This window comes from Mycetohabitans sp. B46 (assembly GCF_037389205.1).
Classification (GTDB): domain Bacteria; phylum Pseudomonadota; class Gammaproteobacteria; order Burkholderiales; family Burkholderiaceae; genus Mycetohabitans.
Genome location: NZ_JADBGL010000014.1, coordinates 56,839 through 69,909, shown reverse-complemented (window position 1 = coordinate 69,909; position 13,071 = coordinate 56,839). Strand labels below are relative to the sequence as shown.

6 protein-coding genes and 1 pseudogene are annotated in these 13,071 nt (G+C 60.1%); 2 read left to right on the top strand and 5 right to left on the bottom strand.

The window, feature by feature from the left end; genetic code table 11:
• Window positions 1–103 precede the first annotated feature (103 nt).
• The 3 genes from IHE30_RS13680 to IHE30_RS13670 form a co-directional block, all read right to left on the bottom strand.
• Window positions 104–508 (bottom strand): hypothetical protein, encoded by a 405-nt coding sequence (locus IHE30_RS13680; RefSeq protein WP_337689610.1) that lies wholly within the window; start codon window positions 506–508, stop codon window positions 104–106.
• Between the two features lie 30 nt (window positions 509–538).
• A protein-coding gene (locus IHE30_RS13675; protein WP_337691343.1) for an IS3 family transposase occupies window positions 539–1,650 on the bottom strand; the annotation gives its coding sequence in 2 pieces (ribosomal slippage) (window positions 539–1,392 and window positions 1,392–1,650; 1,113 coding nt in all).
• A 30-nt stretch (window positions 1,651–1,680) separates the two neighbouring features.
• Window positions 1,681–1,896, bottom strand: a complete 216-nt coding sequence (locus IHE30_RS13670; RefSeq protein WP_337691341.1) for a hypothetical protein — start codon at window positions 1,894–1,896, stop codon at window positions 1,681–1,683.
• A 104-nt stretch (window positions 1,897–2,000) separates the two neighbouring features.
• On the opposite strand from IHE30_RS13670, the gene IHE30_RS13665 reads away from it, so the two are divergent.
• Together IHE30_RS13665 and tnpC are read left to right on the top strand one after the other, a co-directional pair.
• Entirely contained in the window at window positions 2,001–2,384 is a 384-nt protein-coding gene (locus tag IHE30_RS13665) for a transposase (RefSeq protein ID WP_337691340.1), read from the top strand.
• 300 nt (window positions 2,385–2,684) lie between these two features.
• A complete protein-coding gene (gene tnpC, locus IHE30_RS13660; protein ID WP_337691338.1) occupies window positions 2,685–4,217 on the top strand; it encodes an IS66 family transposase in 1,533 nt (510 codons plus the stop codon).
• 1,317 nt (window positions 4,218–5,534) lie between these two features.
• Here the strand turns inward: tnpC and IHE30_RS13655 are convergent.
• Both IHE30_RS13655 and IHE30_RS13650 read right to left on the bottom strand, forming a co-directional pair.
• A pseudogene (locus IHE30_RS13655) lies at window positions 5,535–12,758 on the bottom strand (two-partner secretion domain-containing protein); the annotation flags it as partial.
• Between the two features lie 18 nt (window positions 12,759–12,776).
• Window positions 12,777–13,061, bottom strand: coding sequence for an ESPR domain-containing protein (locus tag IHE30_RS13650; RefSeq protein WP_337691336.1), 285 nt, complete (start codon window positions 13,059–13,061; stop codon window positions 12,777–12,779).
• Between the last annotated feature and the right edge of the window lie 10 nt (window positions 13,062–13,071).

The following is a 13,071-nucleotide window of genomic DNA, read 5'->3' as shown; positions in this document are numbered from 1 at the left end:
CTACAAACCCCAATTACAATAACCGCATAAAATCCCGCAGCCCCGACTGATACACTGCCGACAACCCCGACTATTTGGCTAACTGCATACAGCCTTCGCCAATTCATTTCTGCCCTCCAGTACCGCGAATATCATTGATAACAGTTACCCCTTTCGAACCCACGCCAAATAGCAGGATACCCTGCGTAGTCCCGTAAGGAGCCACTTGGTTAATGAGTGGGATCAAAGTGTTGTTATTAATACGTGGCACAGTTACGCCGAACATTGACCTCGGATGATTCAGACCATCGGCCACCCCCATCTTAAGTGGAACCGGGACATAAAGAGCAACAATTGCAGTGGCAAAGCTCAACCCGTCATATGCAACGTCTCCCCAACCTTCCGGCAGTACCTCATTGAATCCATAACGCAATGGATTTAACCCAGGAGCACTAAGGCCGTTATAGCGGTTGTACAAACCATCTACACCTTCAGCCATGTCGCTGATACCTAATGCCGCCATCGGCATACCTGACCTGCCTGACTTCTTCGGACCGTTTCAAACTTGGAGAACGGCCTCGATTGCTTCAGTTGAACAATACCGCTGCTTGAACTCGTTGGGCGTCAGGTAATTCAGGCTCGAATGTGGTCGGATGGCATTGTAGTGGCGGCGCCACTGTTCGATCACCACCTTCGCCTCCGGGCGACTCCTGAACCATTCCAGACTCAGGCATTCGTCGCGGAACTTGCCGTTGAAGCTTTCGTGCGCGCCGTTCTGCCAGGGCTTGCCGGGATCGCTCAATGCCATGTCCATGCCGTTGTCCGCCGCCCACTTCAGGATGGCGCGCGACACGAACTCCGGCCCGTTGTCTGAGCGTAGATAGCGCGGGGTACCATGCATGCTGACCAGCTGCGACAGGATTTCAACAACCCGTGCGCAGCGGATCGATCCGGCGACATCGATGGCCAGACATTCGCGCGTGTATTCGTCGATCACAGTCAGGCACTTTAACTGTTGGCCATTAGCGCATGCGTCGAACACGAAGTCGTAGGCCCAGACGTGCCGTGCCGCCCTCGCCGGTTGCGCTCGGGGACGATGCACCGACACGCCTCGACGAGGCCGCCTGCGCGGGACCTGCAAGCCTGCCAGACGCCATAACCGCCATGCCCGATCAGTGCTCATCGGATGAGCCTGCCGCTTCAGAAAAATCTGGATGCGGCGGTAGCCGTAGCGCGGATACTGCGCCGACAGGATGCTCATTGCCGCAAGCACCGGAGCATCCCGCCCGGCCAGCTTCGATTCATCATGCAGCGCCGATCTTGCCACCGACATCAGCGCGCACGCGCGTCGCTCCGATAGCCCCCGCGCCTTCGCGTAGGCAACCTGCTTGCGACGCGCGTGCGCGCTCACCATTTTTTTGCGTTGATCTCCTTCATCACGTCCAATTCGAGATCACGCTCGGCCAGCATCTTCTTGAGTCGTGCATTCTCCTGCTCAAGCTGCTTCAGCCGCTTCACGTCCGCAGCTTCCAGAGCACCGAAATGCTGCCGCCAGTTATAGATCGTCTGCTCGCTGATCCCGTGCTTCTTCGCTACCTCCACGACTGGCGTCTTGTCCGCCTCGCGCAGGATCATAACCATCTGCTCTTCCTTAAACCGGCTCTTCTTCATGACTTCCTTTCTCCGTTGGAAGCCATTCTCTCAAGTTTCAACTGGGCCGAAAATCGCCGGGCAGGTCATACCAGCAGCACACCCCAAGCCGGTTGTACAAAACCCTAGCCCCGTCTTCGCCGTCACACCTCCAACAACGATCTTCGCCGCATCCTTCGCCACGCCCCTTGGATCGCTCTTCACCGCATCGCCAATCTTCTGGCTTGGGGTGTACTTGAACAGGCCCGCCTCTTTTTGTTGATTCACCCAATCGATTTCTGGCGTAAGCACCCGGCAATGTCACCTTGAACCCGCCGTGTCATGAAGCGACGATCGTGTTCACCTCATTTTTTAATGGACACGTGCACGCTATGAACGAGAATGAAGTGGGTTCGGAAGCGGTGCAGCCGACACGGCGGCGGCGCCACAGCAAGGAGTTCAAGGAGACAGTGATCCGTGCGGCGATGCAGCCAAACGTGTCGATCGCCGCAGTGGCGCTGCATTACCAATTGAATGCGAACCTGTTGCGTCGGTGGGTGGCCGCGCAGCAGCAGGACGTGGCGCGCGAAGCGCGCCAGTCGATGAGCGTGCCCGCGGCGAAGTTCGTGTCGCTGCAATGGCAGACGCCCGGCGTGGCGCCTGCCTCGACGGTGATTCAGATCGAAGTGCGCCGAGGGGCGGCGAGCGTGACGGTACGCTGGCCGCTTTGTGCTGCAGCCGATTACGCGGCGTGGTTGCAAGGGTGGCTGCGATGATGCGCATTGACGAGATCTGGCTGGCAACCGAGCCGATCGATATGCGCGCGGGCATCGATACGATCCTGGTGCGTGTCGTGAAGGTGTTTGGCGCGGCGCCTGAATAAGGGGCGATTCATCTGGACGGCTGGAGACCAGGCGATTGCCACTGCGCTGAATCTGGCACAGTTGCGAGCGCTGGTAACCGGGCTGCCCTGGCACACACTCGCACACGATCACGCGATCAGCGTCGAGTAATATCCCCAAAGCCGTAAACTGTCTTGCTTGCCGCAGCGCGGTGGGTTCTGGCAGACTGGCCGCATGAACCTATCGGCTAACCTCAACGCTTTAAGCCCTGACGAACTGCGTACGCTAGCTGCGCAATTGATGGTTCAGGTGAGCGAGAAGGAGCGGCAGCTGCGCTACCGACAGAGGCGCATTGAGCAACTTACCCATGAGATTGCCGTGCTCAAGCGCTTGCAATTTGGCAAGCGCAGCGAGCAATTGAACGTTGAGCAGATGAGTCTGCTCAATGAGGCCATCGACGCCGATCTGGCTGTGCTCGAAATCGAGCTCGAGCAATTGCACTCAGATACGCCTGCGCACAAGCAGCAGCAAAAGCCCAAGCGTGCGCCGTTGCCGCCACACTTGCCGCGCACCGAGATCCATCACGAACCTGACGAGCTCACCTGCTCCTGCGGCTGTCAGCGCGTGCGTATCGGCCAGGACATCAGCGAAAAGCTGGACTATAAGCCGGGGGTGTTCACGGTTGAACGGCATATCCGCGGCAAATGGGTCTGCAAGGCGTGCGAGACGCTGATTCAGGCACCTGTGCCGCCTCATGTGATCGACAAGGGTATGCCGACCACAGGCTTGCTCGCGCAAGTGCTCGTTGCCAAGCACGCTGATCACTTGCCGTTGTACCGTCAAGAACGCATCTTCGGGCGCGCCGGTCTTGCCATCGCTCAATCAACGCTGGGTCAGTGGGTTGGCGTTTGTGGGGTGAGGTTGCAGCCGCTGGTCGAGGCGCTTCGCGAAGAGATTCTACAATACGGCGTGCTGCACGCCGATGAAACGCCGGTGCAAATGCTCGTTCCCGGTAAAGGAAAGACGCAGCGCGCATACGTCTGGGCATACGCCACGACGCAGTTCGCCCACGTGCGCGCTGTCGTCTATGAATTCGCCGATAGTCGCGCGGGCGAACATGCTCGCCAGTTCCTCGGTGACTGGCGCGGCAAGTTGGTATGTGACGACCATAGCGGCTACAAAGCCGGATTCGAGCTGGGCATCACTGAGATCGGATGCATGGCTCATGCAAGACGCAAGTTCTTTGAGCTGCACGCCAATCACAAGAGTCAGATCGCTGAACAGGCGCTGGAATACTTCGGCGCACTTTACGCTGTCGAGCGCGATGTTGCACAACTTGAGCCTGATCGCAGGGGTGAAGTGCGTCAGCAGCGCGCTGGGCCCATCGCCGATGCGCTACATGAGTGGATGTTCACTCAGCGCAAACGGGTCAGTGAAGGATCGGCGATCGCCAAAGCGCTCGACTACAGTCTCAAGCGCTGGAAGGCGCTCACGCGTTATCTAATCGATGGGCACGTGCCCATCGACAACAACTGGCTGGAAAATCAGATTCGTGCCTGGGCTATCAGTCGCTCGAACTGGTTGTTTGCCGGTTCGTTGCGCGCTGGACAACGCGCCGCGGCGATCATGAGCCTGATTCGATCCGCGCAGCTCAATGATCATGACCCGTACGTCTATCTCAAAGACGTGCTCAATCGATTGACCACCCATCGAGCCGACGACATCGCAGCCCTGCTGCCGCATCGCTGGACGCCAGCCCCAGCTTGATTGACGGCAATTTACGCCCTGGAATGCCTTCGCCGGATGCTTACTCTCATTGTTGCTAATCTGCCGATTAAACCGCCCCTCCGTCACCGCAGCCGTCGTCGCAGTCTGTGTGTCTTGACCCGCCATCCCCGCCACCGCTGCCACCAACGAACTCACCAGATTTGTTTGCGCTTCTTTCTGCCGCTGCGTCAACCCCTGCGTCGGCCCGAGTAGCGTGCCCAGCATCGAACTGGCCGCCGCCCCCATCGCCCCCGCGCCGCAATCCTGGCGGCTAGCCGCCGCGCCCGCGCACCCCACCAGCGCATGCAGCGCCGCACGCGCCTCCTCGCTTTGCAAGCCATCCGCCACGCGTTTCACTTCACTGGCCGCCAAACCCTGCACGTAATTGACTGTCGCCGACAGCGCGAACTGCCCCGCGCCTGCCGTCACATTGCCCCCCGCTGCTGCGCCCAGCGCCGACAGCGCCCGTCGATAAGTGCCGCCCGGGCCCCATTGCGCCTTTAGCTGGGCCGCCTGCTGTTGCGCTTGTGCCCTGGCCTGTGGACTCAGATTCGGGTCCTGCGCCGCTTGTTGCGCTTCATCCAGTTGCGCTTGACGATGACCCACGAACGTGCCGATTTGATGCGTCAGCTGATTCACCATCTCGAACCCCGCCTGAATCTTCTGCTTGTCAAAGATCGGCTTGAGCGCGTTATCGCCATCTTGCCCGCTCCACACTTGCTGGTTCAGCCCGGCCAGGCTTTGCGCAACGTCTTGCCCCGTCAAAGCTTGCTGTTGCGCCTCTTCCGTAATGCGAATCGTACCGGCGCTGATCCCGCTCAGCGTCGTGCTGCTGGCCTTGCCCGAGGCGGCCATCACGCTGGGCGGCGCAACGCTGAATCCGCCCGGAGTCGACGGCAGCGTGCTACCCGGGACTTGCTCGGCACCCGTCGCCGCCTGTCCAGTCTGGGTCGTGCCCACCCCTTCCAGATCTTCGCCACGACCCCTGCCGCCCAAACTATAACCCCCGCTCAGGCCCACGCTACTAGCCTTGTAATCGGCGTAGTTGACGATATCCTCGGTACTTAACGTGCGCGTCGTCAAGCTATTCGCTCCGTCACGCACCGCCTGCTCCGTGCTGGCGATCGCCGCACCCTTCAAGCTCGTGTGACCCTTGACGTCAATCTGGAAACCACCGTCGCCCGCTTGGATGCCACTGCGCTCGGTCACGCTCGCCCAGTCGCTTGCAATCTTCTGCTGGCTGAAGCTAACGCTACCCGACACACCCAAACCCGCCGTCACGCTGCCGCCGAGCGATATATCCCGGCTGCGCTCGCTACTGCGCTCTTGCAGGCTTTCGATGTTCAGGTCCCCGCCCACTTTGCCGATTACTTGCCGGCCATTGAGCACCGCTCCCTTAAGCGTAGTGTCGCCGCCCGACTCCAGCACCAGTCGGTTACCCGCGCTCACGTAAGTGGATGTCCAGTTCACGTCAGTGCCTTCGCCCCGGCCGCGTGCGCCACTGACGCTCGCCGTCACACCGGCTGCCTTACCTTGGGAGCTTAGGTTCACCGCCACGCCTGCTCCACCGCTGATGCTGCTGTGGGTCAGGTGCGACTCGCGGGCGTTTTGCGCGGCCAACAAATTGATTTTGCCATCGGCCTTCAGTTGGATATCACCGCCACCCTGGATGTCGCTGCCTTGTACGGTCAACGTGGAATCTTGGCCCGAACCGATGGCTTGAACCCTCACGTCGCCGCCAGCGGCAATGCTCGAGCCCGATGCGGTGGCACTGTTGTAGGTGGCCTGACTCCCCGTCTGCGCGCTGCCCACGGTGACTGAAATGTTGACCCCGCCACCCGATTTCGGATCCTGGGCGATGGCGTCGACGGTGTTCTTGGCGGCCAAGCCAGTCGTCACGCCCAGCAACGCTTGCATACGGGGATCGGATGTCTGTCCTGCCGACCGCTCCACCTGCTGCGCGGTCTGGACCGCTGCCATCACTGGCGCCGTCACCGCCACTGTCAAACCCGATTGCTTGAACTGAGTTTGCTGCGTACCCTGGCTCTGCTCACGGGCTTCCGTAATAATGACTTTGCCCGCTTGAATATCCACATCGCCCCGCGGCGTGAGGATATGACTGCCTTCTTGCCGATAAAGCTGTTTGGCAGCCAAGGTCACGTTACCATTGGTCGAGCCCACGGTGGAAGCCGTTGCACGAGTGCCGGCCTCTTGCTGGTCAGCGCTGTGCGCCTGACTGCCAATTGTCACCGACATCGCGCCATTATGTAGTAAACCACTCTTCTTAGCCTCCTTGAAGTGGCTTTCGCTGTAGGTCTGCGTCGCAGCCTGGATAGTCAGGTCGTTTTGCGCCTCAACAAACGTGCCCTTATCTGACACGACGTTGCTGCCGGTCAAGGTCACGTTGCGGCCTTGCACCGCCACCGTGTGGCCGCTGAAGATGCTGGCCTGCGCGGTAGTGTCCGCCAGGCTGTCGCGAGTGGTGGTTTGACTGGAGCCGAACAGATTACGACTTTTATACTGCCGGCCTTCGCTCCAGTGACGACTTGTTTGCCCGCTCACGATGTTGACATCCCCATCAGCCAGCGCCACCAATGTGCCTTGATCGCTGTTGACGCGGGCCGCATGGGCATTCAGGTCGCCGCCAGCCTGCATGCGTACGTTACCCCGCGCCTCCACGGTGGTCCCAACCTCTTTCTCAATGCCTTGTTTCAGGTAGTTGTTGGCGTCGATGACACTGCTTTCTTGCTCCGCGACTTTGACCGTGCCGAGATTCAGATCACGGCCGGCAACTAGGGCAGTCTGACCGTTCTGCCCGTTGTTGGCGATCTGCGCGGCAATTAGATTGACGTCGCGCCCAGCGCCGGCCACCAGGGGGCCGCCAAGGGGGTAGTTAACGCTCAGACCGGCTATGCGGTCCAAATGAGTACGGCTAAAGTCGCTCTGGCCAGCTTGCTTGGCATCGCTGCGGGTTGTGGTGATCACATTCAGGTCGCGGTCAGCCTGAACGAATAAGGCTTGGTCCGCGTCAATGCTGCCGCCGATTACGTCAATGTCGCCAAGCGCTTGGGCAGATACTGTCTTGCCGGTGATCCGGCCACCCACGTTACGCAAATTTTCGGCATTCAGTTGCACGGCAGTGTGTCCAGCAAGGGTGCCTGTGTTGACGAGATCCTCCTTGAGTCGCATGTCGATCGCTTCCGCGGCGAGCAGTGTGCCGTTACCGTCAAGGTCGCCCGGCTTGACGCGTGCGTAGACTTGCGGCACTAGCGCGCGAGTGACAGTGCCATCGGGTAGGTGCACGTCCTGCTCAACTAGCCAGACAATATCGCGGGTCAACTGTGCCATCTGCTGCGCGCTCAGCGCTACGCCAGGACGCAAGCTCCATGCTTTCGCATAAGCGCTGCCGGCCTCAAGCAACGCTTGGTATTGCGCCTCATCGCTGGCGTAGCCTTTCAAAAAGCGCCGACCTGTCAATTGCGCAACTTGCTCACGCACCAGCATTTGTTCGTAAAATCCGTCCCCCAGGCGCTTGTGTGTGGCGGTTGGATTCTGCTTTCCTTGCGACAGCAGGGTAGCGGCGCTTTGCCAGGTGCGATAGTCGCTAAAGCGCGGGTCGGTCTCAATCAGATAACTGCCATTGTTGGGCTGAACACGAAATAAGCTGTTGGCCGGTACTTGAGCGCTCGGCTGGACAGTGCGGATAACCATAGGGGCATCGCCGCGCGTATCAAGCACGCCTTGCTCATTTTGGCCGCTCGTGGGTTCCTGGCCATTTGCGCTTCGTTCCTGGCCGCTTATCACCGGGTCCGGACCGCTTATTGCCGGATATTGGCCGCTTATTGCCGGGTCTGGACCGCTTATCGCGACATCGACCTGGCCCGACTCGAGAGCACCCACACTGGGCGCGGCCGGCACTTCGATAATCGCGCTTGCTCTCGGAGCGTCATCTGCCTGGCTAAGCTGTTGCTGTGCGATCACATAGCCACGCGCGCCGCTGACGGTATGCTGCTCGACCTTGGAGACGGGCAGCGTAATCGTGTGCACAGTGTCGGCTGGCGTGTAAGCCATCCGTGCCCCCCAGTGGCGCTCATGCCGGCGCTTGAAGCCGCCACGCCACTCATTCCAAGTGTACTGGCTAGTGCCTACCTCGCGGGTGATATGCTGGCCAAACACAGCCTCATTTTTCAGATTACCTAAATCGCCCTGTAACGTGCCACCGACAAAGATATGGCTTTTGTCGTTAGTAAAGTTTTCACCCTGCAGCACAAGATTACCGCCCGAGCGAATGAGCGCCGGCGCGCTTTGCGTGACCCGGGTCTCGTATTCGGTGCGAGTTATATCGTACTGGGTCCAATTGCTGATTTCGGCGCCGGTGCCATTGTGAAAATAACAGCCGGATTTGTGCCCTCCCGCCCAATGATAGTCGTTGATATCGTGTTTATTGGGATCACCGGCTGGCTGGAGCGCCATACTCTGGGTGGGCCCGCTAACCTGCACCAGTTCGGTGGCAAAGTGCGCGTTGCGATTGAGCAGGTGCTGGGTGTTGAAACTCAGGCCGCCCAGCGATTCGATCGTAGCGCTGTCGTTAAGTACGTGACCGGCACGACCCATGGCCTGACCCTGTTCATTCAGTGTGCCACCGATGTTTAGCGCCGTACTATCATGGCCGGCACTAAAGATTAGCGCCTGCTCGTGGTTGTTGACGACGTTCGCACCGATATCCAGCCGTGCCCGCGCAGCGATGACCGCGGCCCGGCCACCCTCCTGTCGATTGTCAACGGTGTTGGCCTGCAGCGCAAGGTGATCACCATAAAGGCGGCCTGTACCGACATTGTCCACCGCACCGGCTTCGATACGCGCCTGCGCGCCGTCGATCAGGCCACGGTTAGACAGCTTGCCATCGGTGGCCACCCACACGCGGGTTCCATTGATCCGGCCACCAACGGTGTTGTCGATTTGCGCGCCCCGTACTTCAAGCTCGCCTGCTTGGAATACGCCACGGTTGGTCAATTGCCCCTCCGTACGCACGACGGCATGGCCGTTGGCAATCACTTCGTGATCGTTGTCAAAGTCCTGCTGCAACTCCAGATTCAAATCACCGTTGGACAGCAAACGGCCCGCTCCGCTTAGCCTGCTCGCACCGATATCCAACCGTGCCCGCGCGGCGATGACCGCAGCCTGACCGTCCTCTTGTCGATTGTCAACGGTGTTGGCCTGCAGCGTAAGCTGATCGCCGTAGAGACGGCCCGGGCCGACATTGTCCACCGCGTCGGCCTCGATGCGCGACTGCGCTCCGTCAATCAAGCCACGGTTAGACAGCTTGCCATCGGTGGCCGCCCACACGCGGTTCCCATTGATCCGGCCATCGACGGTGTTGTCGATCTGCGCGCCCCGTACTTCAAGCTCGTCTGCTTGGAAAGTACCGCGGTTAACCAGCCGGCCCGCCGTGCGAATGACGGCATGACCGTTGGCAGTCACTTCGTTCTCGTTGTCAAAGTCCTGCTGCAAATCTAAGTTCAAATTGCCCTTAGAGAGTAGATGGCCTGCTCCACTCAGACGATCAGCCTCGACACGAAAGTCGGTGCCAGACAATAGCGTGCCAGCCGAGTTATACACGCGGTCGGCAAAAACTTGAATGCTACCGGCCGAGGAGACGTTGCCTTGCGTGTTGTCCAGTACGCTATCAGTGTCCGCGCCGGTGATCTCCACGCTGCGATTGGCGGTGATGGTCCCGGCATAGTTGTCGATATGCTTGGCTGTCAACGCAACGGCGTCACCTCGCAAACCTAACGGCGTAGCCGGGTCCGTGCTACGGGTGTCACGGTTATCAATCCGTTTAGCGTTCAGCGATAACTCGCCACTCGCGGCTATCAGGCCGCCCTCGTTATCGGTGACATCAGCCACGCCCATCTGCAGCGCCTGTCCAGCCTGTATCACGCCACCCCTATTGCGCAGACTGTCAGCCTTGAGCCCGACTTCGGCGCTGCCGCCAAACTGGCCTTGAGTATTATTCAACGCACCAACGTGCGCGGTGAGTTGGCCTTGGCTATGCACCACGCCGGCGCGATTGTGCAGTTCGCCACTATTTAAGTCCAACTCGCCGCCGCTAAAGATGCCGCCCGTTTTGCCGGAATCGATGTTACGCACCGTTTGACCGTGTGTTTGCACGCGCATCGCGCCGCACGATTGCACTAACCCGCCGGTGTTATCCAGTGCGCCACTGCTCACGTCGAGGCGACCGGCGGTGCTCATCAGTGTGCCGCCAGTGTTATTCAGTGCCGCCTGCCGAGTATCGAGTTTGACCTGGCTGCCCCGGATCGCGCCGTCGGTATTGTCCAAGTCTGTGCTGTCCAACGACAGCTCGCCGGCAGCCTGAAGCGTGCCGCCCGCGTTATGGATATGGCCTTGGCTGTCCACCTTCAGGTGGCTTTCGGTTGCACTCACCAAACCGTCTTCGCGATTATCCAGCGTGGTGGACGTGACGCGCAGTCCGTGGGCACCGATCAGCTTACCCCGGCGATTGTCCACTGTAGATGCGGTTACCCTCAAAGCACCGTCGGCGGCGAGCGTACCTTGCGCACGGTTGTCGAGCGTGCCGCCCACGCTCACGTCCAAGTTGGATCGACCCTTGGTTCTGATCATGCCACCCTGGTTACGTAAATCGCGCGCCTGCAACGTCGCGTTGCCGGCAGCAACAAGCTGGCCATTGGTATTGTTGAGTTGATCAGCGATGTCAACCTGCGTGTCATGTGTGCCGGCCGCGCTAATCCTACCCCGTTCGTTGATCAGTTGTTGCGCCTGCAACGTCATCGCGCCATTACCGTGAATGGCGCCGTGGGCGTTGTCCAACACGTCGCGTACCTTCAACTCGAGCATGCCGGCGCCGCTGCCATACAGCACGCCTTCGGCAGTAATCAGCGTGTCTGTGTCAACATGAATCTGCTTGGCTTGGGTCAAGCCGCCGCGCAGGTCGGCCCTATTACTTATCAGAGTCAAAACGCCATCGCTCACCAGCGTGCCACCGACGCCTTCGAGCTGCGGCACCTCGATCTGCAAATGGCCACCGCCAGCTTGCTGCACGCGACCTTGCGCGTTCTTGAGCGTGTTGGCGCGGATATGCAGCGCCCCGTCGCTGACAATCTGCCCGCCTCGGCTATTATCAAGCGCATTTTTCACCTCCAGACGGTTATCACCACCGGTTACCACCAGCTGACCCGCGCGGTTATCGAACGATTGGGCGTTCAGCGTTAGCGGCCCGGCTAGTTGAATCTGCCCCGTCTCGTTTTGCAACGCACCGAGTTGGAGTTGATGGCTGCCTGTCACATACAGTGCGCCCAGACGGTTGACCAGATCGCCGCCCTTTACGTTTAAATCGCGCACGCCTAAATGGCCGCCCTCATTGTCCAGACCTGCGTGGGCCGTCAAATCGATGGCACCCTTGGCCATGACGCGGCCGCCGTCGTTATCCAGTATGTGGGTAACGTTGAGTGCACCCGCCACGAGCGGCGCGGCGCCGCTGTCACCCGAGACGTTCATGTCCGATAGGCCGTCATGCTCGGGCGTCGTGGCGGCATCGGCGTCCGCCCCAGCCTGTCCGATGCGGCCGTCCTCCCGGTTATGCACCTGCGCGGCGCGCACAACCAGGTCCTGCGCACCAGTTTGCTCCATGGCGCCGCCCCGGTTTGTCACGGAATCTGCGTTCACTTCCAAGCGCATGGCATTCAACGTGCCGCCCCGGTTGTCCAGATCTTTTGGAGTGTCGAGCACGAGTTCGCGTCCAGCGCTGATCGTACCGCTGTTCGCCACGCCACCGCCAACGTTCAAGCGCGTATCGGTACTGGCCTGCAGGGCGCCGCTGTTTTCCAAACGGCCGTCGGCGGTCACCACCAATTCGCCGGCTGATGCGCCGATTTGGCCAGCGTTGCGCATACCCACGCCGTGCTCAGTACCGAGCAGGACGATTTTCTGCGCGTACATGCCGCCGAGTTGGCCCACGTCCAGGGCGAAAGCCGGCACATTGCTGTCGGTGGCAATGGAATCCACCACGCTCTGGCTGGCACTGACCTGATTGGCGCCGGTGGTAACGCGCAACTGCTGGGCCCAGAGGCCAGCATTGAGCCGGACGGAGCGTGCGATAATGTCAGTGTAATCGGCGCGGCTCGCATCGAGCCCGCCACCGGTGATGGTAACGGCGCCTTGCTGCACGCGGTAGCCGTCGAGGTTGCCGCCATTCATGATCGGGGCGCCGGCGGTAAGCGTGACACGATTGGCATTGATGAAGCCACAGCCGTCACAACTAATCCCGGCCGGATTGGCAACCACAACGTGGGCACGCTCGCCGGCCACTTCCATGTAGCCACGCAACTGACTTGGATGGCTGGCGTTGATCTCGTTGAGAATCACACGTGCGGTGCCATTGACTAGCCACGGATTGCCTTGCACCCAGCCGCCGAGCTGCGTCTGCGTGTGGGTGCTAGCGTTGTTGAGAATCACGCCTCGATGGCCGACGTCAAATTGCTTATAAGTATTGCGCGACACACCGCCCGCGTTGGGGGCTTAGATGTTAATCAGCGGCACGCCGTTGGCGGCGTTCAGTACGGTTGGCTGCTGATCGCGCGGCGCGCCAGGATCAGCCACGATCTGCGCTTGTGCGAGATCAACGACCAGCCCGAGCGACAACAGAATCGAAAAATCCAGCACCCGCATCGTCGTCAGTAGGCTGCAAGCCGATCGTGCGGCCCGAACGCCGCGTGACTTGCCTTGACTGGCGACATGCTCCGCCACGGCTATCTGTACACCACGGGCCCGATTAAAGACGACCTGATACAAATGTGAATTCATGACGGGTATC

Excerpts from the sequence above, each read along its gene's own strand:
- tnpC (WP_337691338.1), top strand. The coding sequence starts at position 2,685 with ATGAACCTATCGGCTAACCTCAACGCTTTAAGCCCTGACGAACTGCGT.
- IHE30_RS13665 (WP_337691340.1), top strand. The coding sequence starts at position 2,001 with ATGAACGAGAATGAAGTGGGTTCGGAAGCGGTGCAGCCGACACGGCGG.
- IHE30_RS13680 (WP_337689610.1), bottom strand. The coding sequence starts at position 508 with ATGCCGATGGCGGCATTAGGTATCAGCGACATGGCTGAAGGTGTAGAT.
- IHE30_RS13650 (WP_337691336.1), bottom strand. The coding sequence starts at position 13,061 with ATGAATTCACATTTGTATCAGGTCGTCTTTAATCGGGCCCGTGGTGTA.